General features: G+C 47.3%; 27 protein-coding genes. 22 read left to right on the top strand and 5 right to left on the bottom strand.

Translation table 11 applies throughout. The features are described from left to right. Positions 1–40 precede the first annotated feature (40 nt). The 3 genes from ACAW87_RS23880 to ACAW87_RS23870 are packed head-to-tail and all read right to left on the bottom strand — an operon-like array spanning position 41 to position 1980. Positions 41–718 carry a hypothetical protein gene (locus ACAW87_RS23880; RefSeq protein WP_370726170.1) on the bottom strand — a complete coding sequence of 226 codons (678 nt, stop codon included), beginning with the start codon at positions 716–718 and terminating at the stop codon, positions 41–43. Beyond that, positions 715–1266, bottom strand: coding sequence for a DUF3408 domain-containing protein (locus tag ACAW87_RS23875; protein ID WP_370726169.1), 552 nt, complete (start codon positions 1264–1266; stop codon positions 715–717). Before ACAW87_RS23875 ends, ACAW87_RS23880 begins: the two co-directional genes overlap by 4 nt. Before the next feature lie 3 nt (positions 1267–1269). After that, positions 1270–1980, bottom strand: coding sequence for a ParA family protein (locus ACAW87_RS23870; protein ID WP_232563731.1), 711 nt, complete (start codon positions 1978–1980; stop codon positions 1270–1272). A gap of 695 nt (positions 1981–2675) precedes the next feature. On the opposite strand from ACAW87_RS23870, the gene ACAW87_RS23865 reads away from it, so the two are divergent. The 4 genes from ACAW87_RS23865 (at position 2676) to ACAW87_RS23850 (ending at position 6991) form a co-directional block, all read left to right on the top strand. After that, the gene (locus ACAW87_RS23865) at positions 2676–3080 is read left to right on the top strand and encodes a hypothetical protein (RefSeq protein ID WP_370726168.1); all 405 of its coding nucleotides are present in this window, start codon (positions 2676–2678) and stop codon (positions 3078–3080) included. Then, positions 3062–4378 (top strand): relaxase/mobilization nuclease domain-containing protein, encoded by a 1317-nt coding sequence (locus ACAW87_RS23860; protein WP_370726167.1) that lies wholly within the window; start codon positions 3062–3064, stop codon positions 4376–4378. Before ACAW87_RS23865 ends, ACAW87_RS23860 begins: the two co-directional genes overlap by 19 nt. Before the next feature lie 155 nt (positions 4379–4533). Further along, positions 4534–6591 (top strand): conjugal transfer protein MobC, encoded by a 2058-nt coding sequence (gene mobC / locus ACAW87_RS23855; RefSeq protein ID WP_370726166.1) that lies wholly within the window; start codon positions 4534–4536, stop codon positions 6589–6591. 19 nt (positions 6592–6610) lie between these two features. Beyond that, positions 6611–6991, top strand: coding sequence for a helix-turn-helix domain-containing protein (locus ACAW87_RS23850; protein ID WP_370726165.1), 381 nt, complete (start codon positions 6611–6613; stop codon positions 6989–6991). 12 nt (positions 6992–7003) lie between these two features. On the opposite strand, the gene ACAW87_RS23845 is transcribed toward ACAW87_RS23850, so the two are convergent. Continuing rightward, on the bottom strand, positions 7004–7777 hold the full coding sequence (locus ACAW87_RS23845; protein WP_370726214.1) for a M23 family metallopeptidase: 774 nt from the start codon (positions 7775–7777) through the stop codon (positions 7004–7006). A gap of 131 nt (positions 7778–7908) precedes the next feature. Here ACAW87_RS23845 and ACAW87_RS23840 point away from each other — a divergent pair, with 131 nt between their 5' ends. From ACAW87_RS23840 to ACAW87_RS23780, 13 genes are all read left to right on the top strand, one after another. Then, a complete protein-coding gene (locus tag ACAW87_RS23840; RefSeq protein WP_370726164.1) occupies positions 7909–9888 on the top strand; it encodes a DUF3945 domain-containing protein in 1980 nt (659 codons plus the stop codon). 17 nt (positions 9889–9905) lie between these two features. Then, positions 9906–11375, top strand: coding sequence for a DUF3945 domain-containing protein (locus ACAW87_RS23835; protein ID WP_370726163.1), 1470 nt, complete (start codon positions 9906–9908; stop codon positions 11373–11375). A gap of 39 nt (positions 11376–11414) precedes the next feature. After that, positions 11415–12782 carry a toprim domain-containing protein gene (locus ACAW87_RS23830; protein ID WP_370726162.1) on the top strand — a complete coding sequence of 456 codons (1368 nt, stop codon included), beginning with the start codon at positions 11415–11417 and terminating at the stop codon, positions 12780–12782. A gap of 365 nt (positions 12783–13147) precedes the next feature. Further along, positions 13148–13861, top strand: a complete 714-nt coding sequence (locus ACAW87_RS23825; protein ID WP_370726161.1) for a hypothetical protein — start codon at positions 13148–13150, stop codon at positions 13859–13861. A gap of 89 nt (positions 13862–13950) precedes the next feature. Beyond that, positions 13951–14340 carry a hypothetical protein gene (locus tag ACAW87_RS23820; protein WP_370726160.1) on the top strand — a complete coding sequence of 130 codons (390 nt, stop codon included), beginning with the start codon at positions 13951–13953 and terminating at the stop codon, positions 14338–14340. A 55-nt stretch (positions 14341–14395) separates the two neighbouring features. Next, the gene (locus ACAW87_RS23815; RefSeq protein WP_370726159.1) at positions 14396–14809 is read left to right on the top strand and encodes a hypothetical protein; all 414 of its coding nucleotides are present in this window, start codon (positions 14396–14398) and stop codon (positions 14807–14809) included. Between the two features lie 106 nt (positions 14810–14915). Beyond that, on the top strand, positions 14916–15281 hold the full coding sequence (locus ACAW87_RS23810; protein ID WP_370726158.1) for a hypothetical protein: 366 nt from the start codon (positions 14916–14918) through the stop codon (positions 15279–15281). A 523-nt stretch (positions 15282–15804) separates the two neighbouring features. Then, entirely contained in the window at positions 15805–16473 is a 669-nt protein-coding gene (locus tag ACAW87_RS23805) for a hypothetical protein (RefSeq protein WP_370726157.1), read from the top strand. Between the two features lie 12 nt (positions 16474–16485). After that, positions 16486–16788: a hypothetical protein gene (locus ACAW87_RS23800; protein ID WP_370726156.1), complete on the top strand. Its 303-nt coding sequence runs from the start codon at positions 16486–16488 to the stop codon at positions 16786–16788. 89 nt (positions 16789–16877) lie between these two features. Beyond that, positions 16878–17681: a S24 family peptidase gene (locus ACAW87_RS23795; RefSeq protein WP_370726155.1), complete on the top strand. Its 804-nt coding sequence runs from the start codon at positions 16878–16880 to the stop codon at positions 17679–17681. Between the two features lie 10 nt (positions 17682–17691). Then, a complete protein-coding gene (locus ACAW87_RS23790) occupies positions 17692–18972 on the top strand; it encodes a Y-family DNA polymerase (protein ID WP_370726154.1) in 1281 nt (426 codons plus the stop codon). A 91-nt stretch (positions 18973–19063) separates the two neighbouring features. Next, on the top strand, positions 19064–19474 hold the full coding sequence (locus ACAW87_RS23785; RefSeq protein WP_370726152.1) for a hypothetical protein: 411 nt from the start codon (positions 19064–19066) through the stop codon (positions 19472–19474). Positions 19475–19476: 2 nt separating this feature from the next. Beyond that, the gene (locus ACAW87_RS23780; RefSeq protein ID WP_370726151.1) at positions 19477–19929 is read left to right on the top strand and encodes a hypothetical protein; all 453 of its coding nucleotides are present in this window, start codon (positions 19477–19479) and stop codon (positions 19927–19929) included. Positions 19930–19959: 30 nt separating this feature from the next. Here ACAW87_RS23780 and ACAW87_RS23775 read toward each other — a convergent pair whose 3' ends face one another. Beyond that, positions 19960–20565: a YceI family protein gene (locus tag ACAW87_RS23775; protein WP_370726150.1), complete on the bottom strand. Its 606-nt coding sequence runs from the start codon at positions 20563–20565 to the stop codon at positions 19960–19962. A 114-nt stretch (positions 20566–20679) separates the two neighbouring features. On the opposite strand from ACAW87_RS23775, the gene ACAW87_RS23770 reads away from it, so the two are divergent. From ACAW87_RS23770 to ACAW87_RS23750, 5 genes are all read left to right on the top strand, one after another. After that, positions 20680–21066, top strand: coding sequence for a DUF8478 family putative metalloprotein (locus tag ACAW87_RS23770; RefSeq protein WP_370726149.1), 387 nt, complete (start codon positions 20680–20682; stop codon positions 21064–21066). A 96-nt stretch (positions 21067–21162) separates the two neighbouring features. Then, complete coding sequence (locus ACAW87_RS23765) at positions 21163–22386, top strand: di-heme oxidoredictase family protein (RefSeq protein WP_370726148.1); 1224 nt, start codon at positions 21163–21165, stop codon at positions 22384–22386. A 34-nt stretch (positions 22387–22420) separates the two neighbouring features. Continuing rightward, entirely contained in the window at positions 22421–22879 is a 459-nt protein-coding gene (locus tag ACAW87_RS23760) for a QcrA and Rieske domain-containing protein (protein ID WP_370726147.1), read from the top strand. Then, positions 22879–24219: a hypothetical protein gene (locus ACAW87_RS23755; RefSeq protein WP_370726146.1), complete on the top strand. Its 1341-nt coding sequence runs from the start codon at positions 22879–22881 to the stop codon at positions 24217–24219. The genes ACAW87_RS23760 and ACAW87_RS23755 overlap by 1 nt, the downstream gene beginning before the upstream one ends. Before the next feature lie 88 nt (positions 24220–24307). After that, positions 24308–24685 (top strand): hypothetical protein, encoded by a 378-nt coding sequence (locus ACAW87_RS23750; protein WP_370726145.1) that lies wholly within the window; start codon positions 24308–24310, stop codon positions 24683–24685. The last annotated feature ends 216 nt before the right edge of the window (positions 24686–24901 follow it).

Here is a 24901-nt window from a genome sequence, read left to right as displayed (position 1 = left end):
GATGCTAATATATATAGTATTTTAATTGGGACAAAATTTTTTAGGCTATTAAGCTTTCTATCCGATCGAAGAGCGAGCCGTAATCAGGTTTAGACGTTTGCTCATGCTGTTGGAAAAGCCAATCTAATGCCTGGTCATTCTCAAGCTGATACGTATCGATCAATAGACCTAGTTCTTGTTTCACAAAGCTTGTATCTGCGTTGCGTCGTTTGTTCAGTTGCGTCATTTTTCGTTGAACTGTATGTACTCGCTTTATATATTCGTTCAGTGGCACAAATGGCTGTTCACTTTTTGGTTCCTCATCGTTATCAAAGTCGACTAATGAAATAGATTCCTCATCCATCCAGCTGCACGTTTCGGGTATCTGATCTGTTTCGGCTGGATACTCAATTTCGTCTGTGGGTCCATCTTTCGGCATTAGGGTTGTGGCTGGCTCAATAATTGGTCCCTCCGTCTCCTCATCGATGCTGCTATCATTAGTTACAATGGCTTGTTGGCTTGCTGGTGTAAATCCACCCAGTAACTTCCCAAAGTTGGTTCTTGAACGGCCCAAGCCATTCTCAGTTGATTTGGTGTTTTCTAATGAAGGCATCTCGTCCACCTCCCCCTTTTTAGATGCGGTTGCGCTTCTCCCCCACCATCCATACTCTTTTCCTAACCGGTAACCCTGCCAGCCCGTCAGAGCTAGCAGGGATGCACTAATCCATAGTGTTATCATTCGTGTAATTCGGCTTCTTTTTGTTGTACTGTTGTCCGCATCATCTCTATCTCAGCCTTATTGTCGCTAAAGTGCTGTCGGAATATATTCTCCATGATTTCCTGCATGGATACCTTGCTGCCTGTCAGGTCAGCGTATCGCTGCAGAAATGCGATGTATGAATGAGAGCGTTTTGATATGTATGCCACCTTGGTGGGCCGCTCAAATCCTTTAATAGGTTGTAGGTACGTGTTTGTGTATTTATCAACCTTTTTACCTGTCGTGGCTGGCTCCTTTGGTACTTTGTTTAAAACCTCAGTTTGTGATTGGATTGACTCCTCCCCTGTTGGGACTACCGGTGATTCAATAACTGGTTCATTCGCCATCGGTTGTACTGGTGCTGCAGACACCTCCATTGTGGGCACTTTCGGTTGCTCTTCGATTGGCGCGGATTCATCCGCATTCCACCCATAATTTTCCTGTAGCTTACTGAGGTCAGATGAAGCTGTTGCCAGGTTAGCCATTGCCCGAAGGGATGCGTCGTCTAAGGTTTTCTTATTTTTAGCCATGGCTTATCCTACTGGTTGAGTGATGTTAAGTAACAGATTTAATTCGCCCACCAGGTTTTTAACCTTTTCGCTTGGAAACAGCGTGGAACGTTCCCGTTTCCAGGTAACTGAGTCACTTACCCGCTGTTCAAGTATCTGCACATTCCCTCGTTCCCGTACAATGTTTTCTATGCCCTGCATCAAACTCGGATTTTCTGATTTCTTGTATTTGTTCCAGAGCATGAACAGTTGGTAGTCGGCTCCCTTTGCTTCCCGGAAGCGGTCGAAGAGGTCCAACGTTTGCAGTCCGGCCGTGAAGCTCATTTTATCTGCTTCCATTGGTAGTATCACGTAATCCAACTGCGATGCTACCCGGTCGAAACCTTTGACGTTCATGGTACCAGGCATGTCGATGAATACCAGTTCGTCTTCCCCCCTACCTTTTAGGTCGGTTAAGAACATAGCCAGTTCTTCGAGTGAACCCTTGTAGACCTTATACAGCTCACGGTTCATCTCCGGGTACAGCGTTACATATAGACTTTGAATCTCCTCGTCGTTCTGGATGCTTGCCAATTCAGATCGGCGCGTTGCATCAAAAGAGTGCTGAGGGAAGTCAGCATCAATTACCGTTACCGGTTTCCCTACGGTGGTATGGTAGTAGGTGGCCAACAGCATAGTCAGTGTCGTTTTACCGACACCCCCCTTCTGGGTACACACGGAAATCAGTTTTGCCATCTTGGAAGCGCTTTTATGATTTAGTGCAATTTTAAGAGAAATATATAAATGCCTTTGTACTTACTAGTTAAGTTCTTTATTAAGTACAATTAATAATTAATAAGTACAAAAAATACTAAGTTAATAAAAGAGTAATTTATATAATATATAAGATACTACTTTATTTATGTAAAAATACAATATTATAATATGAAGTTAAAATAGTACAATAAAATAGTAAAGTGACATTATTGTACTGTTGTATTATTATCTATAAACAATATAATATTATAGTGTAAACACAATATCATATTGTGAGTTTATGATAAGATTAAATTATTGAGTTGAGAATTGAATGTATGATATTGTAACAATGCCATATTATTATAAGGTTTTAATTTATAATGTTGATTGTTAAATACTTGCGGAATATTTCGCTTGAAACGCATTCCATCTCTTCGAACAGAACAAGATGACAAAAGACAAGGTAGGTAGGTTCGATCTTAAATGATATGTTGTATTAAGCACTACAACATCACTTTGATAAAAGATAGAACAGAAGCATATTTGTACCGGCCATCTGAATACACACCACCTCACTAGGACGTATTTGCAAGATGTGTTTTGCTACCCGCGAAACTGCCCTGCTTTCATTCTCACTTAGAACAGAATGGAAATAAGTTGAAAATCAACTGTACGCAGCGTACAACGCAAAGGTGGAAAACAGAAAAACAGGCCAACGTAGAGGGGGAAGACCTCCTAAAATCGACTCAGAGAGATCAACAATCAAACTTAACTGCTGGGTAACTCCTGTTGAGAATAGTCAAATACAGGCAAAGTATGTGCAAACGAAAGCGGGCAGTAAGCTCGCGTTTGCTCAATTTCTCAAGCAAATATTGTTGTCAGACAAGCAAAGCAGGGGGCCGAAACCAGATGAATTGCTACTGACAATCATCATCAATTTGCAGGAAAGGGGACGCCAATTGCAACTTATCTCTGAGATAATCGAAGAAGAGCAGAAGGAGGAAGCTCAGCCAACTGTTGTCAATAAGCTAAATGAAGAGCTTCTTAGGATTCAGAAAACCATTGAACAAATCACTACATGGTTATACGAATCTTGACCGGAAAAGATGTAGCAGGAGCATTCCGTTACAATGAGCGGAAAGTGGAGCAGGGAGAGGCCGAGCGTATCCAAATTGCCAACTACCCCGATAATGAGAAAGCCCAAAAATATGCGCGGTTCAGGCTTCAACTGCTCGAACAGTATGCTCGTCTCAATCCTGGCATTCAAAAACCATCGGTGCATTTAGCCGTTGCGTTTCATCCCAAAGAAGTGGTAGGAGTCGATCAGCTGCAAGCCATAGGAAGTGAGATAATGAGGGAAATAGGTTTTGGTAAACAGCCTTACCTGATGTACCAGCATCATGATACGAAACACCCGCATATTCACGTGGTGAGCGTTGCTGTGGATGCAGAAGGGCGTAAAATCACGGATACATTCATCAAGAACCGTTTGCAAAAAGTACGTCGTCGACTCGAAACGAAGTATGGTTTGGTGCAGGCCGAACGCTCATTACCGACGAAAGTGCCAAGTAGGGTAGGGGAGGTGTTAGGTATTGAACAGCAGTCTATCAGGCTGTCAGTTAACGATAAAGTAAAAAGTACATTGGATACGTACTCATTTGGATCAGTGAACAGTCTCAAGCAATACTTGAGTTGTGAAGGGATTGTAATGAATATGAAAGCTGGGCGTAGCCAATCAGGAATCACGTACCAACATGTTAATCCTGGGGGTGCTGATAATCGACCCATAAAAGCAAGCAGTCTGCCAAGCCGGCCAACACATGCCAGGTTAACGGACCTATTCTCAAATCGAGAAGATCAACACAAAAAAGAGTGCAGAGCAGTAGAAAGCCTGATTGAAAAGCGATTAGACCTTTACCGAAGCTTGACAGAGACCGAGTTTAAACAGACGTTACGCCAACTCGGCATCGAAGCACGAGAAGCGAATGGAGCTTACCTCTACATAAGCAACCAGACAAGAGTTGTTATATACGAAGCCGAGTTAGAAAAGCAATTAAGCAGAGCAGTGTTAGTGAAAAACTTTTCAGAGAAGACAGAGCGCAAACCTGTTGAAAAGCCGGAACCAGTGATCCAAAGTCCTCAGGATTCTGTCGTTCAAAAACAAAAACTAGTTGCTACGAGTGAGACAAAGGCACATAAACGAGAAGTTACAAGGTTCACGGAATCAACGACCGTCCAAAGTAAGAACAAGGTGGTTGAGGAGAAAACCGAGAAGCAAACGAAAATCTCAGTAGTACTGGATCAGACTGCAGGGCTGCCAGAAAAACCAGCGGGAGAGGAGCAAGTTCAGGGCAAAGGGAAAAAAAATCTGATGCGAAAGATTCGCCGTATGTGAACAAATAATATATTATATATATGGGGCGGGGTTTGTAGAGTATCTATTTGAGCCTGTTTGCACACTTTTAGACATAGTGTTGACGAAAATAATATAAATCATATATTAGCGATAGAAACAAGTTTGTTCAATATTAATCGCTACGTCAACGTCAAATGGGAACGCAGGACAAAGAGTATAGGGGCATCCTGAACATGCTCCTTTTTATGTCGCTAGCTCTGATTGGGTTTCATCTATACTTCTTCTGCTACGACACGCTACAATCGATAGGGTTCAGCTTTGCCTTGTTGGACCGATTCATCTTGAGTATTGACAGGGCAACCCACCTTTTTTCACATCCCATTTACTCCAAGCTAGCCGCCTTATTGCTACTTGGGATATGGACGTTTGGTAACAAAACGCGTAAGCAGCTAAACGTAACCTGGGCACATGTTACCCGGGCCAGTATTATTGGCGGGGGATTGTTATTGTTGAATGGAAAACTTCTTCGGGTGGCGTGGCTGTCAGTTGAGACCCGTAACGGAGCCTACTTAGTAACAACGCTGATCGGCTATTTGCTGCTGATCAAGGCAGGCAGTTACGCAAATCAGATTCTGGGTGTGCAGATTGGAGAAGATGCTTTCAATGACGAAAACGAGTCGTTCGAGCAAGAGGCAGAGTTGAAACAGAACGAATACTCGGTCAATATTCCAACGGAATACCATGTGAAGAAGAAGCTTCGGAAGGGATGGGTAAACGTGGTTAATCCGTTTCGGGCAACGTTGGTCATGGGTACGCCTGGGTCAGGAAAGTCGTTTGCTGTCGTCAATAACTTCATACGGCAACATCTTGAGAAGGGGTTTACCATGTACATCTACGATTACAAATTTCCCGATCTGTCGAATATTGCCTATCACTACTTACAGAAAAATAGGAAGGCGTTCAAACGGATGCCGACATTCTACGTTATCAACTTTGATGACCCACGGCGCTCGAATCGGTGTAACCCATTGCTGCCAGAGCTGATGTCTGATATTATTGACGCACAGGAAGCTGCTCGGACCATTCTTTTGAACCTCAATAAATCATGGATTCAGAAACAAGGGGATTTCTTTGTGGAATCACCAATGAACTTTCTAACGGCCGTTATCTGGTACCTCAAAAAATACGATGAGCGTCGATTGCGAGATCTGGCCCAGCAGGGGTTGCCAGATGACGGTCAACGTTATTGCACGTTTCCCCATGTCATTGAATTTGCCGGGGCTGAATACCGCGAACTCTTCCCGATCCTGCAATCGGAACCCGAAATTGAAAACCTACTTAAACCCTTCGCCAGTGCCCTCAGAAATGAGGCTTACGAGCAATTAGAAGGTCAGATTGCATCAGCTCGTATACCACTTTCCCGACTCTCCAGCCCGGCGCTTTACTGGGTAATGACGGGTAATGATTTCAGTCTGGACATTAATAACCCGGACGATCCCAAAGTACTGTGTGTAGGCAATAACCCGGAACGGCAGGAAGTGTATGGAGCCGCACTGGGTCTCTTCAACGCCAGGCTGATCAAGCTAGTCAACAAGAAAGGCCGGTTGAAATCGTCACTAATCATCGACGAGTTACCCACAATTTATTTTCGGGGTTTGGACAACCTGATTGCGACCGCACGTAGTAATAAGGTGTCTACCTGTTTGGGCTTGCAGGACCTGAGCCAGTTAAAGCGTGATTACGGTGACAAGGAGGCTACCACCATCTTCAATACGATCGGAAATGTGTTTTCGGGTCAGGTGCTGGGTGAAACGGCTAAGACCATGTCTAGCCGCTTTGGGAAAAATAAACAGGTTCGACACTCACTCTCGTTCACGGAACGGGATACCAACTTGTCTATTTCCGAGAATCTGGATTCGGTGATACCCGAATCTAAAATCTCAAATTTGTCGCAGGGACATTTTGTCGGAGCGGTTGCTGACAACTTCGATGAGGCTATTAAGCAGAAAATATTTCATGCCAGGCTGCTGGTAGAACCGGCGATGATTGCTGAATTAGAGCGGGTAAAGCCCATTCCGCCAAGTGTTGAATTTTCCCAAATCTCTGACCATCAACTAAGTTATATGTTGGAGACGAATTACAACGGGGTGAAAAAGGATATTTCTGCGTTAATTCAAGCCGAAATTGAGCGGCTGACCAATGATCCAGCTTTGAAGCACTTGGTCGAAAACCTGCAACCTAAAGATGAGTAATGACCGTATATCACCAGTAATGGAGCAATTAGAGAAGGAAAATGAAGCCTATGCAGCACTTATAGCCCGGCGTATGGCTAAAGTACGTGAATTCCTGAAGATGAGTCAGCAGGAGCTAGCCGATGAGTTTGGCACCACACAGAATCTGACCTATCGTCTGGAGAACGGGCTGAAAGTCTCGCGTGAAATGTTCACGCTTATTGCTCTCTACTACGTAAAACGCCATAAGGTGAGTCACGAGTGGCTGTTCAATCCCGAACAGGAAGATGAGCCGAACGTACCTATGTTCACTAATGAAGTAGTCAAGCGGCAGCGTATTAATGACCAGCGCGAAGCCCAACGACTCACCCTGCTCCATCAGTTTATGGATGAAATTAATAAGGTCGAGCAAAAGCCATAACAAATTGATTGCTCAATCTCGCTTAATCGTTCCTTTGGTACGCTTTGGAATGAAACCTGGCCCGTCCAACCGATGCTGTTGTATTTGGGTTAGTTCGGCGCGGGCCAGCTTGATCCATAAAAAACAATACCGTTCGGGGTCAACAGGCTTGCCCTGAAATAGTATTGCATAGTGTAAGTGCGGTCCTGTAGAGTGACCCGTACTACCTACCTGTCCAACTAACGCTCCTCGTTGGACGACATCCCGCTCACGGACCGCATGGGTGGAAAGATGTCCATATATGGACTCGTATCCCGTTGGGTGCTCAATACAAACGGCTAGTCCCAATCCATCCATTTCTCGCTTTACCCATTTTACGACGCCAAAGGCGGTTGCATAAACCGGTGTGCCGGTGGGTTGAGCTATGTCGAGTCCGTTATGATGATTAGTATTCCCGCCAATTGGATGAGTCCGCCAGCCAAATTTACTCGTAACGCGGTATTCCTGCCAGGATACTAATCGTAGGGGTGGTATAGCTGGTATAAACTGTAACTGGTGGGTAGGATTTCCAACGGAATGTTTAACCGCATTAGACCCCTTAAAAATACTATCTGTGAAACAGGCCAGCAGTGAGTCTATATCCGGATTGATTAGCAGCCTTTCGGGAGAACCTTCACGTTGAAAGTTTATTGTTGATTCGAAGCAGCTAACTCGAAAGCTGGCCCGGCCTTGCCGTGTTGTTGACGTATCCAGGGGTAAAGCAGGAGCAGCGAAAAGGACCTGTGCCTGAAGGGACTTTGTACACATTAGTAGAAGCGCGGTGCTTGCCGCCATGATCTTTACTTTCATATTTAATATATATAATAAATTATTTATAATAAAATTATATGAATAATATATAAAAACAATAATTTTGTCAGAAACAACACATAATATATATGGAGCCGATGCCTATTGCCGAAAGCACGGTAGAGCCTAAACCCAATGAGCGCACACGCCTGGAAGCTGCGCAACTACAGGAATTTGAGCGATCAGAAACGCAACAATATCAACTGGTGCTCTCCGCACAATATGAACAGTTAAGGGGATACTTGGCCAATGATGGCTTACTGTCGGACGAGGAGATCACCCGATGCATATACGACGAGACGCTAAAAAAAGCGGACCTGGCTAAACGCGTTGACGAACGTACCCAAACAGCACCTGAAACCGACCGTGTTAAACTCACTGATTACCTATGGGAGATTCATGAAACGGTAAAGGGTTTACCTCTTTCGTTCATCGATCCAAAAGCGACGTACCGCATTGATGTGGTCAATACGCCCGGGCGTATAGCTGAAGCCGAATCTCGTAATGAACAAGTAAGGGAGTTGAGTACGCCATTAATGCGTAGTCAGGTAAGTCCTGTGACATTACACCTAGACATTAATGGTGGGTTTCTAGCCAACTTCCTACACAATGCTCAGCTTAACCATGAGCAGATGAGCCGATTTATTACCGATCTGGAACGTCAACATAAAGAACTGAAAGGCCAGCTCCAGAGCAATGACCGTCTTCAGCCAATCCAGGAAGTAGGTTCTGAAAAAGTCAGACCTGTCGAGACTCCATCATTTCAGTTACTCCAGGAATCTGGCCCCTCTTTAAGCGCCTGGCAACGTCTGCGGCAGTCCGTAAGTGACTGGATTGCACCAGCAAAAGCAACGCCTGAAAACCGGGAACCGTATGACATAGCACGCCAACCGGACTCTTCCACAAAACCGGCTCAGGTAGGGGAACGGCTGGGAACTGTCAACCAGGCAGATGCACAAGTTCCCCAATCTACAATCGCCCAAACTTCCCAAGGTCATATCAGGTCATTTGCTGAGGCACCAGCTATAACCGAGAGGCATCTGTCTGCTGAAAGGCAATCGGTTAATACGGCGATGGAACGTAAGCCAGGGCTTGATGGAGCGACCACAACTGCCGGTATATCGCTTCAATCGACTACTCAACCAATCGTAAATAATCAGACTCAAGTTATATCCATGAACGAGACAAACACACCGGGCGTAGAGGTACCCGTAATGGGTCGGCCAACTCGCTACCAGTGGGCGGAAGTTGCCGCTCAATTTGAAAAGGTTGGGGTGACCCGGCAAGATTTAGAAAAAGCTGGCCACCTTGATGATTTGCTCAACGGTAGAAAGACCGGGTTGATGAAGCTGACGCAGGCGGGTGAGGAAGGTAAACCCTTTCAAATCTCCGGGAAACTGTACATCGTCAATACGCCAGACAATGGGCCAATTGTCGGTATACAGCCGGAGCGTAAGCAATTGCTGCTACCGAAAGAATTTCTCGGCTATGAGTTGACAGCCCGTGACAAGCAAAACCTAGAAAAAAACGGGGAGATGGGTAAGCGGGTAGACCTGACCGACAAAATGACTGGCAAGCCGTTCGTGGGATACATCGGAGTTGATAAAGACACGAAAAGCCTGACTGTCCTCCGGGCCGAGCGCCTACACATACCGCAGACGATCAAAGGGATAACACTGACTAAACCCCAGCAAAAAAACCTAGAGCAGGGGAGGGCCATCAAGCTGGAAGGAATGACTAGTAATAATGGCCAAACCTTCAACGCTTATGTGCAGGTTTCGGCAGCCAAACGCTCGCTCACATTCGCGAAAATCCCAGATAACGTGGTCAAACAGACGGTCGATCAGAAGACAGCCCAGGACCTAACCAAACCCGTACACCAACTCAAAGGAGATGGGGCTGGTGGGAAGAAAACGATTCAGCCAAAGGAAGAACTAAAGCAGGCAGCCGCACAACGGATCGAAGCACCCAAGCCAGCCAAACAGAAAAAACAGGACGCGCCGAAGCCACTAGGGGAGGAGGCTAAACCCAAGAAAGTGAAAAAGCAGAAAGGTCCAAAAATAGGGTAAACTAACAATATAGTTGTATGCAGGTAGGACCGAAAGTCACAGCGCAAGTGAGGGCTTCAATGGCACAGCAGGTGCTTGATCTGGTAGGGGAGGCCATTCTTAAAGAGATTCGCCAATTACTAATCGGCGATAAACCTGTGGAGGAGCCGATCCGGTATGTATCGGAAATTGATTCAACTAGTCAACCACCTTCAATCGAATTGAGATTTGAGAATACGTCTCATACCCAGGATCAGTATCAGCGTTTACCAATTAATCCGCAGATCGACGTGTATTGTGCTTTATCCACGGCAGTTCGCTACACGATAAATCAGCACAAACCTTGTGACATACGAAAGGAACGGGAGGTAGAGGTATACATTTTTAACGACCAATCGGCCATCGAGTTGATTGAGGAGAAGTACCATCGGGACGAACCGCTTTTTTTTCCTGCGGTCCGTGCCATAAGCTGGCAACAGCCTATGCTCTTGGTTGGTGACCCCGATTGCCCTACAGAAATGAATCTTTACCGGTTGGGTTATCAGGAAGCTATACGCACCCTTGAAACCACACTTTATAGCCACTATGACCCGAGCATGCCACTAGTTGGCTACGGGTATGCTGATCGTCAATTTCACGTAACAGTTTTCAATACAGGGGAATCACCCAAAGTCGTGACTGTCGTCGGTACTTTACCGGGTACAGGTCAGTTTGTGGACCTGCGTCAGGCAAAACTTGTTTCAGGTGAACCATTGGTTGGATCACCGGTAACTGAAAAGCCGGTAGTGAATGATCAACTCCAACCGGTTGTAGTGGAAACTCGATACCCTGATTCACTGCTCGAACAGGCTAACCGTCAGTTTGCTGTCGAGCTAACCGGGGAGAACGCAAAGCGATTGCTCAATGGCCAAAAAACGGATGTCGTCACAACGGGTGATGGCAATACAGGAAAGCTGTATGTGCTGAATACGCCAGACGATGGCCCACAAGTTGTGTTTCAGGACGTTCAGCAGAAGTTGACTCTCAAAGAAAGTTACCTGGGGCATATCTTCTCCGAAAAGGATAAGGCTAATCTCCATAAGTATGGCGATATGGGTCGGGTAGCTGAACTAATCGACAAGCAGAGTGGCCAAAAGTTCACCGGCTTCATTGGCGTTGACAAAGACACGAAGACACTTACGGTACTTCGTGCAGATGTAATTCGACCGAAAATTGAGCGGATGTCCCACTTGAAAGGAGTAACGCTTAATGGCTTGCAAAAACAGCGGCTGATTCAGGGAAAGGCTATTCGGCTCGATAACATGACCAGTAAAGCCGGCACAGCTTTTTCGGCTTATGTGCGCGTATCAGCGGCAAGCCGAGGCCTACGTTTCGACCACATTCCAATCGGTACGTCCGAAAACAACAGTTCGGCTACCGCATCTGACAGCATAGGCAACAACGATACAAATCAGGGCAAAACGGCAACCGCTCCTCGGACAAAGCGGGCACCTAAAGCAAATCCCTAAGCAACTTCTCTCAACGTTATAACCAACTAACATACACGTATGCTGACTACAAAGCCGCAGTTATCCGACTACAAGCAGCAGATTGACCTTGTGCAGTTTCTGGAGACAGAAGGTTTCTCGAAGGACCGGCGAAAATCGACCCGGCGCTGGCCAGTGCTTGAAAACGCTGAAGGTCGAAAGCTTATCATCGGCAACAATCAAAATACAAACGAATACTTTTATTATAACCCCGAGGACCGCCGTGATCGGGGGACGATTGTTGATTATGTAATTGATAAACTACACATCGACACGGCAACAAGGGAGGGCTGGCAGCAGCTTCACGAGTTTATTGGCCGGTATACGGGTGATTTATCACACCTTGCTAATAGCCGTTCCACTGATACGGTTGAAAGTCAACCGCCCGCTGAAGCGACCCGAAGTAAGGCCATGTCTCATTACTTCAGGCTTGATCCGTTGACGAACACGGATTATCTCATGGAAAAGCGAGGCTTGACGGTCGACACAATTGGCCACCGGGCGTTTATTGGCAAAATTTTCAACAAGACGTTTGTCAGTAAGAAGACTGGCGAAACGGTCATCAACACAGTATTCCCGATGGAGAGTGAACAGGGTATTACGGCCATTTTGCTAAAGAATGACAGTCCAACGGGTTTGGTTAATGGACACACCTGGGGCGAACGCCTGGAGAGTATCTGGGTGTCGAACCTACCCAAAGGCCATCAACCCAAAGAAATGCTGATTTGTGAGAGTCCGATTGACGCCTTGTCCTATCACCAGCTTCACCCACCAAAGGAACCTTACGACCGGGTCTATGTGGCTACTGGTGGGCAACCTTCTTCACTTCAGCCCCTTACCGTACAACGGTTAATTGACCGGGTGAAGCCGGAGCAAGTAATTCTGGGACACGATAATGATAACAGCGGCATTCGCTTCAATATTGGCTGGTCAGGTCGACTTCAACTTCCAGGCCAATCCATTGAGCAGGCGAATCACCAGTTGAGTATCAATCACAACAAACACAGTAATATTTTATCAATTGACGTATATGGGTTACCGGTTGAAGAAGCAAAACGGAAGGTGCACCTTGAATCACTACAAGAAAAAGTGTTAACAACCTTAAACAAAGGGTACACACCGGACATGAATCGAGCGACGGCGGATGCTATTATGCAACAGGGAAACCATAGTTTGCTGACGATTCACTTGCCCAACCACCGCCCTATGCTGACCCGAATTGAAAAACTGGCCATCGAATGGCGGGGTCTAACCGACAAACTGGTTGTCAAACGTCCCTTTGCAAAGGATTGGAACGAAGAGCTTCAAACGCAAAAAGCAAATGTCGAGCGGACTCAACCCAATTTGAGGAACACACCTTCTAAAGCTACGCCACAAAAATTAATGTAGTTACGTGAGAACCAGCCAAACACCCATTGACACAATGTCAATGCTAGAATAAATGAAACATGGATGCTGAGCAACAAATGGACATACAGAGTAGGTACGTTGAGCACGAACAGTATGAGCGATTAGTAAATGACCTCATTGAGCGCATCAACGTTTCTTCGGAGGAAGTGAGCCTATCTAAGCTTGACAAACTGACCGTTAGCTATGGCCTAAAGCTTTTACGGTTAGAGCTGGCAAAGAATGTTGATTTATCGCATGAATAATCCTCAAACGAACGGCGAACGAAAGGGAGCGGAGGGTTAATCTATATTGCTGTTTAACAGGTAGATAGCTTTGTCTTATGCCTATTTAGCTGTATCTTTATAATGTTCCTATTGCGCGGCACCGACGTGTTACTTCGGGCAAAGACAATGCAAGCGTTAGCGAATCCCTCTGTTACCGGGTCGCCTGTCGGTCCCTTTCAGATTGTAGATACTGAAACGGGTGAAGTTGTAGACAAGTACCTGTACATTCCAGGTAACCCCAAACAGTACCGTTTCGATGCCAAAGAGGGCAAGTTCTCCATTCATTATGATGAGAACAATATTGAAAAATTGGGTTCATCGCTGTCGTTTCAGCCCATCGCCTGGCGTATCTTTTCGGATGACATTTTGGGTCAGGGACTGAAAAAATGGGCTGAATTATTCTTCATTGACGACGCTGATTGCGTTTCGGAAATTTTGTTTCACGGGTACAGTGTGGCTAACCTAGAGCGACTTATAACCCCCTTGGTATATAACCGTATCAAACTCAACGAAGTGGTGCTGACGGTGAACGCGGATAAGCGGGAGAATAACAAAATACAGCCCAAAGGCATATACTACATCGCGTCATTTACCTACAAACCCGCTGATAAAGCCAATACGCAGGAAATGACCGATTACGTACAGACAATCAACCTGTACCGTCGTGAGACGCTCACCGAGACGGGAAAGACGCAGGTAGCTAAAAACGTATTCAACCCGTTTGTGGATCTGCTTCCCGAACCCGAGCCAAGCGAATTGCAGGAAGAGGCAACCGAACAGACCGCATTGGCGTGATGCGATTTGAGCTGGACAACAGTGTCCAGCTCTTCTTTACTTTTTATTGATTCTGTGCGGCTCCGTCATGTTATAGCGGGCACTTACGAATGGCAACGAATCCCGTTCCCTCTCCTCAGCAACCTGTACCGGTATTTCTGATCGACGCTACTAATAAACAGGTACGTCCGGTTTTACATGATGGCTCATTGGAGCAGTTGTATAAGTGGATTGATTGTGACACGATAGATTATACGGCCCGCCAACCTGATGGAGACGGTATTTTCTGCAATGACCTTCTCCCTGATGATCCTTACCAGGTAGCTTTCAGGCTGCGTTCTACCGGACAGATTATTTTCGGTAATGGAGTATGGACGGGTAGTAATGGGGAGGGTGATACGGTAACTCCCGGCGCAACTCTCGTGGAGGTAACTGCCGAAATTGAGTTTCTAGGCCCAATAGCCTACAAGCCTGCGCCAATTTATGTGTTTTCATGGTAAATGATCACGGCCGTCATTTTAGAAAGACGGCCGTGAATTTAACTCCTTATCAAAGATGACTCAGCTGTTGAAAATTGACCCTTATCTGGAAAAGGTATATCCCGTTGACATAGACGGTTCGCTGGTCGACGTTTGTCGACAAATTGGGGCTCGTCGGCTAACCATTGCCGGACAACAATCAATCGGTACAGACGACTGTTCTGATGCTGCCTATTGCGATGATGAAGCGCTCTACACGGAACCTCTGCCGCCTGCATTTCGCTTAAGGACGACTGGTCACATTATATATGGGTGTGCCCTCTGGCATCGGGTAACGCAGGAGGGGAGGCTGCAGGCTCCGGCCTGGACCCAATCGGAATTAACTGACCAGGTGGAATTTATAGGATTTACTTCTCTTGCATCTGCGCAGACTAATCGGTCTATGCTTGATGATGAAACCTTGCCTTTAGAGGAGCCTGATGGGGACTAACCAAGAGGTACAAGTTTCGGTTAGTATAATATATATTTTATATTATAACTGTTAAATTTAATGTGAAATACATATTTTTGAAAATCAATTAGTCGTTGTCCTCAACATGAAAAACATGAAATCAGACGAAAAAACAGTCCAGGCTTACCAGGTTGGTGATATAGTTCGGACAACTGATTCTTTCGGCCCTAACCCCGCAGGCAGTATAGGTATTGTTTACGAAACGTATCCTGATAACGGGGTGCCTGAGTCTGAAATAGTCAGCATCTTATTGATAAACGGGCATGACATTGGCAGCTTCAATCAAGCAGAGCAGACAGAAAGTCTAACGCGGTTGGCTCATGTGGACATTGCATATGCCTATAGTAGCCCCAATCAACTCATGACAGATTTTCGTGACGGCTATTTTAATCAGGCTTTTGCTGAAGCACGAGCCGTTGCCGATCAGGTTGGTGTGAGCAGCTTGGCTTAAGCATAAAATAGGGGTTAGTGTACTTCAACCAGTTGAATGAACCCGATGGAGATTATTCTAGTAGAGTTCATTAGTCGTCCTTATTTCTTTGTCAATAACCAGCTTACTGAACTGTGCGACTGGTTCACAAAGGGAGCTCATGTACTTGCATCCAATTATGCTATTGGCGGATTGTTGATCGCATTTTTGCTGCTGATCGGTTTATTGCGAGTAAGTCAGGAATAAGCCGCCGATTGTTTATCTGTCCGGCTCCGGGATGTTACACCGGGCATGTCGAATGATTACTATGTTGCCGGACAAATTAAGTCCGCACGAAACCAACTGCCTGTTGTCTATCCTGGCTTCCCATTTTGACCATGATCGGATACCGATGATTGGTGCATCTAAGGGCGGACAAAATAGAAAACGACTACCCTTACTCCGTTCACACGTCCGTTACCCGTCTATCTCTTGCACCAAATGGCGTATATTTGGCGGGGCAGCCTTAGGCCGATCGACGTTAGGCTGTGTTTTGATTTGCCCTATGCGTCGATTTCGATTTATGCAGCAGGAGACTTCTTTATATAATTTACAGACAAACGAACCTCCCAACACTTACGCGATTGTGGGTGATTTCCGGCTTACGGTTGATCGCGAGCAAGCGGTCGTTCATTTTTACCAGGGTAAAGCTGAATGGGGAAGACTAGTCAGAAGCATACTCGTTGACAAGTGGTCAGGGGACTGGCTGATCAGAACAGTTGGCCGTTTCTTTAAGATCAACTACCAGTTGGATGAGAATAAAGCCATCGCCACCATTCAGCAAAATGGGTACTTAACTGTAGTGGTTGCACATCGGATTGGGCAGGCAACGTTATACAAACGGTTACTAATCGATGCGATTTGGGATTACGCCATAGTCTGTTGGGGCGACATCGGCTTTGGGGTAACTGTAGAAAAGGCGATTGTTGAACTGAGGCAAAGATTAACCACTCGTATACAGGAAGAACAAGCGGGAGTCGTACTCAGAGTTGGAGCTGGGAGTCGTTTTTCAAACGAAGCACTGGTTGATTTTTGTGAAGCAAATGGCTTGACCCCGGGCGGCCGATACACGAAGCAACAGCTTAGGCAAGCTGTACTGAACCATCGCAAGTTAAATTGTGAGCAGTTCCGTGATCAACTAAATTATTTTGGCATCCGTGTAAATTGTAGATAATCCGTCCCTGGAATGAATCGTAAAACCACAAATAGGCCATTTGCTGCCGACTACACGTATACCGTTGAAGGAAACATAATTACGATCATTGATCTCGATCTTGGTAACAGGAGTGTCACGAACGACATTGATTATGTATTAGCAGAAATCCGTGCTGAGGTAGGTGATCTGTCGGGTTACAGCGTCATTTACCGAGATAGTATGGGACGTTGGGACGGTGTTCGAATGGTCAATAATTCTGTTCATTTTTACGGGCTCGGTGAGACTGAAAAGCAGAGCGCGATGAGTCGGTTATTGCATTTACTCGAACAGTGAGAGTAGTCGTTGTAAACAAAAATTTGCATTCGTAATAACAAAACTATATTATAGCTGCTTGTTATATATTTTACTTATAACATAAGGCTATGAGCGTAATCGAACCCCGATCTTTACCATCCGGTTGTGTGCAGGTGCATATCAAAGACCGGTATCAGATCCCGTTCTTCAGCTATTATATCCAGGCGAGTTTTCCCAGTCCTGCCGAAAATTTTCTGGAGCGCGTCTGTGATGTCAACGATCTGTGTATCATCAATCCAGATGATACATACCTTTTATCAATGAATGACGATGGCCTCCTTGATGATCGGATTGAGAAGGGAGATATAATCATCTTTGACACAAGCAGATCACTAGTTGCCGGTAGGCTGGTCGTGGCTCGGCTGAATGAAGACACACTTATTCGACAACTTCAGTTTGTCGAACAGATGAAAGTACTGTTACCCTCGAACTCAGCCTTCGATCCCATTTACATACATCCGGGCGATGACTTCGAGATTTTCGGCGTTGTCACCTTTGTCGTTCGATCTACAATTCCAGATACTAATCGGCGCTCGATACAGGAATGCTCCATCGAGCCGGTTGCTGATCTAAACCAACGTTTTATCCAGAATCAAGAGGCTACCTATTTTGCACGAGTCGGTAGTAACAGTATGCTTGGAGACCGTATTGATCGGGGCGATATTATCATCTTTGACTCGTCGAAAATATCGGCCCCTAAATCGATTGTCGTCGCCTGGTTAAACAATGAATATGCTTTGAAACGCATCGGTGGCCAGAAGAGGAAATTAGCATTACACTCATCAAACCAGTCTTATCAACCAATACCAGTTCGCTCGGGTGACGAACTTCGGGTAGTCGGAGTAGTCACATACGTGATCCAGAAAAAGTAAGTAATTCAATATGATAGGGCTGATCGACGTAAACAATATGTATGTTTCATGCGAACGAAGTTTTGATTATTCGCTTGAAAACCAAATAGTTGTTGTGCTTTCAAATAATGACGGCTGTGTGATAGCGCGCTCAAATGAGGCAAAAGCACTGGGCATAAAAATGGGTACGCCTTACTTTCAATTGGAAGAGTTGCGACAACAACATGACATCAAGGTCTTTTCATCCAATTATACCCTATACGGCGACATGTCAGCGCGCATCATGGCTACTATTGGGCGTTTTGTGGAGGAGGTTGAGATCTATTCAATTGATGAGGCTTTTATGGACTTGACGGGTTATGGGCCGATCTACCCGGACCTGAATCAATTTGGCCAGGAGTTGCGGCAGACTATTGCGCAATGGCACCGAATTCCCGTTTCAATTGGCTTTGCTTCTACAAAAACTCTATGTAAAGTCGCGAACTTCTTTGCCAAGCGGGTGGAAGAGCATGAAGGGGTTTTGCTGCTCGATAATGCGGATAAAATTGATGATGTACTTCGTGAATTTAGTGTTTCGGATCTTTGGGGAGTTGGCCACCGTTATGCTAGTTTACTTCGTTGTAACGACATCCGCACGGCAGCTCAGTTTCGAGATGCACCCGATGACTGGATCAATCAACACCTTACCGTAAATGGTCTCCGTTTAGCGTACGAGTTAAGAGGGATGCCGTGTAAGCTTATTGAAGTTGATGCGCCAGCGAAAAAGTCCATCTGTTCGGCACCCAGCTTTGGTCGATTAGTGCCTGATTATGACACTATCGTTCAGGGAATGACTACGTACCTGGCTCGTGCAGCTCAGAAACTTCGTAAACAGAGATCCGCAGCTGGCACGTTGACTGTATTCCTCCACACAAATCGATTCCGTCGATCTCCTAATGGCGAATTGGCCAAGCAATATTATGGTAGTCGAACCTTAAAACTTCCGCATCCGACATCCAGCAATGCAGAATTGGTTACCTATGCTCTAGCAGCCCTTAAGTCAATTTATCAGTTTGGGTATGCGTATCAGAAGGTAGGAATTATACTTTCCGAACTTGTACCTGACAGTCATCGTCAGCCATCCTTTTTCTGCGACGCACGTGACGAGCAACTTGTCAAACTATATAAGACAGTCGATCTGCTAAATCATCGGCACGGTCGTGACAAAGTACGTCTTGCTGCTCAAGGCTATGACCCAACATGGAGAACTAAGCAGCAATGGGTATCGCCCTGTTACACAACTCGGTGGAAAGATATATTGGTTGTCAAGTGAGGGTTACGACTTGACAAAAAATATTACTTATTTTAGGAGGAGTAACGAAAGGATTTCACTTATTTCCTGAAAGCTATAGGACATTAAACATATGTTAGAAATAACGGACCAGTTGCCGGATATGCTGCAAAAAATGGTAGAGGACATTAAAGACCCCGAATGTTTCTACTGGATCTATTCAAACTACTTTGATATTCAGCCGCCAACTGAGCGGACAGTATTCCGATGGCATCACACGCCACTTTTTTTAAATTATGATGCACTATGGAATCCTGAAATGGTAGAGGATGGCGTTCTCTTCGATGTGATTCTCAAGAATCAACTGCCTGCTGAGAGAGAACGAATTAAATTGGAGTATGCTCAAATTTATAGGGTAAAGCGTGCTCACTTCGGCGAGTTGCCTCAAAGCAAAACTGATAGTACTATTTACTACCAAAGCGAAGCAGACGGTACGATCTACAGTGACCCTGATAAATTCAACGTTCACTTCAGCTACGAATAACCATGCGTCACCCTATCGAAAAATACAATCAGATACAGGCCGAGCGGTTGACAGCGTATCCCCCGGAAGAACGGGAGTTCTGGGCACGGCAATTTCGTATCGGCAATGCAGGTTATTCTTACCAATACCAATTTAAGGATGTAGCCGGGCTGAACCAAACGGCTAAGATGCCGGAAGATCTGCTTGAATGGCTGGAACAACAGCTATCGGCCAAGCAAGAGAGCCAGTCAGCCAACGAGTTACTAAAAATATATTTTGAGGAGTATCTGGAGGGGTTACCAAACGACCGAATACGGGAGGGCGAACGAGGCCGTGGGTTAGTAGAAGCGAAGCGTAGCTGGCCATTCCGTCGCTACGTGCTGGAACGAAATGACTTCGGTATGGATGAGTTTATGCGGCTGAATTTGAGCGATGATGATTATGCATTCTACAAGTTGTCGAGCGAACCAATGTAACACTTAGTGTTTATTCAAATAATGGACTAGTCACTGGTTAGCTAGTAGTTTCAGTTCAATATCAAAATCATCATAGATCGCTTTGTCGCCAAGGGCGTCAAAGAAAGATGTTGAGCCGTACTTGATGTCGTATTTGGTTCGGTCGAGCGTCACTTTGCCCTGCGCTTCTACCGTGGCTCCATCTTGTTTCACCCGAACGGGAAATGTTAGGGCATTAGAAATCCCTTTGATCCGCATGTTACCCGTCACCAGGTACGTTGAGGCTCCCTTCGGCATCACCTTCGTGATTGTAAATGAGGAGGTCGGATGCTTGCCTGTCGAAAAGAAATCATCGGACTTCAGGTGCCCGATCAGTTTAGCGTTGTATTCCTGATCGGTTAGGTCGGTGCAGACAATGCTGTTCATGTCAAACGTAAATTGTCCGCCCGTCAGCTTGTTATCATCGAATAGCAATGCGCCATCAGTGAGCTTTACCGTACCCATATGCTCACCCGTCACTTTCCTGGCTTTCCAGTGCAGGCTGCTTTTCGACACATCCACTTTGTATGTGTCTGCGTAAGTTGTGTGCTTACTGCGCGTGGCCATTGTGCCGCCAGTGATGAGTAAAATAGCGGCCAGTTGATAAAGAATTTTCATTTCAGAAGAGAGTGTGCATCCTTTATAGTGCAATGTACGCTAACGTTGAAATGAATAGGAAATTGTACCTATACGAATTTTCAGTAGATTGCACCGAATGCCTTCAAAAGCAACTTGTTAGCTCACGCGCCCATACGGCAACGGATTGCCCGGCTCCTGCTGGGCTTACTCCTGTTGATGCAAATCAACTCGGTGGTATTCCGCCATGCCCACCGTCTGGCCAACGGGCAGATTGTTACCCACGCGCACCCCTACAATCTATTTGCTAAGTCGTGTCCGCTGTCGGCTAACCCGCATACGACCCACGAATTGCTTCTGCTGGATGCGGTCAGCAACGCGGCTTTCGTACCCACCTTTGCGCTGCTGGTCGCCTTTCTACTGCTGCCCCTGCGCTTTATCATCCAGTCCGTTCCTGTTGCGCCTACATCTAAGGTACGAACAATATATCTGGCCCGGCCCACGCTACGCGGCCCGCCCTCCCTGCTCTCTTTCCGGTATTAACAGACCCCGCTGGTCTGGTTCTGGCACTGAGTAGCCACTGGTTCATGACGACCGGGGTGTACGGTGCCACTGTATTCACCTTTTTCCTGCTTTTTGATGAAGAAGATAACACTACTGTATCTGGTGCTGTCGGTACTTGTGTTCGTGGCAGTGGCCTGCGAGGCCCTGTTGCCAGCAGCTCCTGCCGACGATGCCCTGCTCGACGGGCCAATTGCCGAGCTAACCCCGGAACAGAATGCCCGGTTTGCGCTGGGCGATGCCGCGTTCAACCGCGACATTTTTATCCCTGCCACTGGCCTGGGGCCTATTTTCGTTGCCAGTTCCTGCGGCTCCTGCCATGCCGGTGATGGGAAGGGAACGCCCTTCACCACCCTCACCCGCTTCGGGCAGCACGACGATACGGGTAATCGGTTTATGGAGCAGGGTGGCCCGCAACTGCAAAACCGGGCCATTCCGGGTCATACAGCCGAATCACTGCCTGCGGGTGCGCCTTTCTCTAAGTTTACGCCACCAGCCAATACCGGACTGGGCCTGCTGGCCGCCCTTTCCGACGAGCAGATTCTGGCGAATGCCGATCCGAACGACCGCGACGGAGACGGTGTTTCGGGCGTACCCAACTGGATTCACGCCCCCCATTACTTCAAACCGCAATGGTTCCACGTAGAAAGAAATGACAGGTATGTTGGGCGGTTTGGCAAGAAGGCAGCAGCGATTGACCTGCTGCACCAAACAGTCAACGCCTACAAGCAGGATATGGGCATCACCTCCGAATTCGACTCCGAAGACCCGATCAATTACAATGTATCGGGGCAGGCGGGCGATGGCGTAGATGACCCGGAGGTATCGTCGGCGAAAGTCAATGCGGTGGTGTTTTACCTGCGGGTGCTGAAAACGCCCGTGCAACGTACTCCCACCGACCCGGTAGTAGTAGCGGGTAAGCAACTGTTTATCAGTCTGGATTGCGGCAAATGCCATACGCCCGACTGGAAAACAGGGCAATCGGATGTAGCCGCGCTGACCAACCGGTCTTTCTCGCCCTATACCGACCTGCTACTACACGATATGGGCGCGGGCCTTGACGACGGCTACACCGAAGGAATGGCTAAAACCGCCGAGTGGAAGACACCCGCCCTGTGGGGTCTGGGCCTATCGCAGAATTCGCAGGGCGGGCGGGTGTTCCTGCTCCACGATGGCCGCGCTCACTCCGTAGACGAAGCCATCCGCCTGCACGGGGGCGAGGCCAGCCGGAGCGTAGAGAAGTACGCCAAACTGGCCGAAGCCGAACGCGGCAAACTACTTCGTTTCCTGGATTCTCTTTAACCTCAACTGGATCGCCAGTCCGAGCCTTTCGCACATGAAAAAAGAAGTAACACTAAACCGGCAGGACTTTTTGAAAACCTGCGGGATGGCCTGCCTGAGTACATCGGTGCTAACGGCCGCCCTATCGAGCTGCGCGAGCGTCTATTACGCCCAGGCCCCGCGCATCAAAGGCTGGTCTATTCAGATCAGTAAGAAAGAGTTTGACCTTGATTCCAACGGCAAACGGCAACGCCCGTTTATGGTTGTTGAAATGAAGAATCAGACCCACCCGATTTATCTGCGCCGGGTTGGTGGCGACAACTACACGGCGGTGCTGATGCAATGCACCCATCAGGGTAATGACCTCAACGCTCACGACGGCTACCTGTCGTGCCCTGCCCACGGCAGCGAATACGACACCGACGGGCGGGTAACGGAAGGTCCCGCCGAGGATAGCCTGAAGCGATACAATGTGACAACCGACGAACAATACATCTACATCAATATCGCCTGATGATGAAAACACTCTATTTTCTGATTGGGTCTGTACTGGTGCAGGTGGCTGCTTATGCACAACCTGACGCGGCCCGACCCGTTTCGACCTCAGTTACGACTACTTCGGCGGTGACGGTGACTAAGCCGATACCCGCTGATTCGACCCCCATGCCCAAAGCGTTTGCCGATCTGTTTTACCGGGATTCCACGCTTCGCAAGGGTAAACAGGAGAAGGGAGCACTCAAGATCAACATGGATGCTACGTATGACCGCCCCTTTCTGACGTCGACGAAGGCCCCTGTGTCGATTGGGGGCTATCTGGAAGCCAACACTCAATATATGCAGACCAATGGCAAAACCGATGGCCTCTCGTTTCAGGCCCGCCGGATGACCATTTTCCTGGCATCGAGTATCAACCGGCGGATCAAGTTTCTCTCCGAGATTGAGTTTGAAGACGGTACGAAGGAAATCAACATCGAGTTTGCCGCAATGGACATCGAATTGACTCCGCTGCTGAACCTGCGCGGGGGCATCATTATGAACCCGATTGGGTCGTTTAACCAGAACCACGATGGCCCTAAGTGGGAGTTTATCGACCGGCCTATTTCGTCGGTGACGATTATTCCCTCCACCTGGAGCAATGTGGGCTTTGGCCTGTATGGTAAGAAGTACACTGCTAACTGGGTATGGGCGTACGAAGCGTATCTGACCAACGGCTTCGATGATCAGATCATTGCCAACGGCCAGAACCGCACGTTCCTGCCCGCCACCAAAGCCAACCGTGACCGCTTCGATGAGAGCTTCAATGGAGTGCCGCTGGTGACGCTCAAGACAGCCTTCAAACGACGTAAATGGGGCGAAATCGGCTTGTCGTGGATGGGAGGGGTGTACAATAAATTCCAGATTGATGGGCTGGTACTCGATCAACGTCGGCGGGTCGATGTGTGGGCACTGGATTTTAACACAACCCTGCCCACGGGTACATTTATCAACAGCGAATTCGTGTGGGCCAGCATCAACGTCCCCGCCACCTACACCCAGCAATTTGGCCGGATGCAGCAGGGCGGCTGGGTAGACATTGTGCATCCGCTGGTGAAGAAAACCATGTTTGGCTGGAAAAAAGCCGTCGTCAACGCAGCCCTTCGCGTCGAGCGGGTCGATTACAACGTGGGTACGTTCGCTGAGACCGGTGATCCGCTGCGGGATGATCTGTGGGCCATTGTGCCGGGCCTGAGCTTTCGTCCCTCGCCCACAACGGTGATTCGGGGAAACTACCGCTACCACTGGCAAACCGATTTACTGGGCAATCCGCCCGCTCGCACCGCCGGGTTTCAGTTTGGCTTTTCAACGTACTTCTAACTGATTAGGGGCTATAACGCGCAACGTATAGTCCCCAATATGCTTACTCTCAACGTCCTGGCTATGTGTACTCCTAAACCCCGTTGCCATGAAACTGCTGTGCTGTCTTGCGCTGTCCCTGAGTATTGGTCAATCGCAACCGCGCCCGATTATACAGGCGCACCACCGCCATTGGTGCGAACAACCAACCCGTAAACTCCGCTGGCTAAACCAGATGATTCAGAACGCCCAATCGTGGGCACCCTATCATTATGGCTGGGAGGTGCATCAGGCCCGACAGCAAGGGCAGGAAGTGTTCGTGTTGCATCTGTGCCGCTACTGTGGTCAACAACGTGGTTTTCTGCTGTATAATCATCAAGGCGAGCTAATCGGGCGGGGCGAGGGTGCCGACTCAATTTGGATTGCGACACTGACGAATGACCGGCTACTGACCGCCCATCCGGGGCGGTTTTTGATCAGTCGGTAAGCGTCAGGGCCATCAAGCTATTATAAGAGGATGTCTCTGACGCTTACTGTGCGGCCATAAACCGTCCTGGTGTTTTTGGTCCATAAAGTCTACGGCAACTACGTATTGACCGGCTCCTGTGAAGGTCTACACTATATCTCATAATTAATAGCAGAGGTGCCAGGGGTTCTTAATGACTTATTAATTTGGAGAGACGAACATTGACCAGATCAGACA

The organism is Fibrella aquatica (assembly GCF_041321135.1).
Taxonomy (GTDB): domain Bacteria; phylum Bacteroidota; class Bacteroidia; order Cytophagales; family Spirosomataceae; genus Fibrella; species Fibrella aquatica.
Note: the sequence above shows the minus strand (reverse complement) of the source record. Positions and strands in the feature narration are given on the sequence as shown.

Coding starts and splice junctions, on each gene's coding strand:
- ACAW87_RS23775 (WP_370726150.1), bottom strand. CDS start 20,565: ATGAAAATTCTTTATCAACTGGCCGCTATTTTACTCATCACTGGCGGC.
- ACAW87_RS23860 (WP_370726167.1), top strand. CDS start 3,062: ATGGTTATACGAATCTTGACCGGAAAAGATGTAGCAGGAGCATTCCGT.
- ACAW87_RS23785 (WP_370726152.1), top strand. CDS start 19,064: ATGTTAGAAATAACGGACCAGTTGCCGGATATGCTGCAAAAAATGGTA.
- mobC (WP_370726166.1), top strand. CDS start 4,534: ATGGGAACGCAGGACAAAGAGTATAGGGGCATCCTGAACATGCTCCTT.
- ACAW87_RS23850 (WP_370726165.1), top strand. CDS start 6,611: ATGGAGCAATTAGAGAAGGAAAATGAAGCCTATGCAGCACTTATAGCC.
- ACAW87_RS23825 (WP_370726161.1), top strand. CDS start 13,148: ATGTTCCTATTGCGCGGCACCGACGTGTTACTTCGGGCAAAGACAATG.
- ACAW87_RS23820 (WP_370726160.1), top strand. CDS start 13,951: ATGGCAACGAATCCCGTTCCCTCTCCTCAGCAACCTGTACCGGTATTT.
- ACAW87_RS23815 (WP_370726159.1), top strand. CDS start 14,396: ATGACTCAGCTGTTGAAAATTGACCCTTATCTGGAAAAGGTATATCCC.
- ACAW87_RS23800 (WP_370726156.1), top strand. CDS start 16,486: ATGAATCGTAAAACCACAAATAGGCCATTTGCTGCCGACTACACGTAT.
- ACAW87_RS23790 (WP_370726154.1), top strand. CDS start 17,692: ATGATAGGGCTGATCGACGTAAACAATATGTATGTTTCATGCGAACGA.
- ACAW87_RS23835 (WP_370726163.1), top strand. CDS start 9,906: ATGCAGGTAGGACCGAAAGTCACAGCGCAAGTGAGGGCTTCAATGGCA.
- ACAW87_RS23780 (WP_370726151.1), top strand. CDS start 19,477: ATGCGTCACCCTATCGAAAAATACAATCAGATACAGGCCGAGCGGTTG.
- ACAW87_RS23830 (WP_370726162.1), top strand. CDS start 11,415: ATGCTGACTACAAAGCCGCAGTTATCCGACTACAAGCAGCAGATTGAC.
- ACAW87_RS23845 (WP_370726214.1), bottom strand. CDS start 7,777: ATGTGTACAAAGTCCCTTCAGGCACAGGTCCTTTTCGCTGCTCCTGCT.
- ACAW87_RS23875 (WP_370726169.1), bottom strand. CDS start 1,266: ATGGCTAAAAATAAGAAAACCTTAGACGACGCATCCCTTCGGGCAATG.
- ACAW87_RS23870 (WP_232563731.1), bottom strand. CDS start 1,980: ATGGCAAAACTGATTTCCGTGTGTACCCAGAAGGGGGGTGTCGGTAAA.
- ACAW87_RS23765 (WP_370726148.1), top strand. CDS start 21,163: ATGAAGAAGATAACACTACTGTATCTGGTGCTGTCGGTACTTGTGTTC.
- ACAW87_RS23750 (WP_370726145.1), top strand. CDS start 24,308: ATGAAACTGCTGTGCTGTCTTGCGCTGTCCCTGAGTATTGGTCAATCG.
- ACAW87_RS23810 (WP_370726158.1), top strand. CDS start 14,916: ATGAAAAACATGAAATCAGACGAAAAAACAGTCCAGGCTTACCAGGTT.
- ACAW87_RS23840 (WP_370726164.1), top strand. CDS start 7,909: ATGGAGCCGATGCCTATTGCCGAAAGCACGGTAGAGCCTAAACCCAAT.
- ACAW87_RS23760 (WP_370726147.1), top strand. CDS start 22,421: ATGAAAAAAGAAGTAACACTAAACCGGCAGGACTTTTTGAAAACCTGC.
- ACAW87_RS23755 (WP_370726146.1), top strand. CDS start 22,879: ATGATGAAAACACTCTATTTTCTGATTGGGTCTGTACTGGTGCAGGTG.
- ACAW87_RS23880 (WP_370726170.1), bottom strand. CDS start 718: ATGATAACACTATGGATTAGTGCATCCCTGCTAGCTCTGACGGGCTGG.
- ACAW87_RS23795 (WP_370726155.1), top strand. CDS start 16,878: ATGAGCGTAATCGAACCCCGATCTTTACCATCCGGTTGTGTGCAGGTG.
- ACAW87_RS23805 (WP_370726157.1), top strand. CDS start 15,805: ATGCGTCGATTTCGATTTATGCAGCAGGAGACTTCTTTATATAATTTA.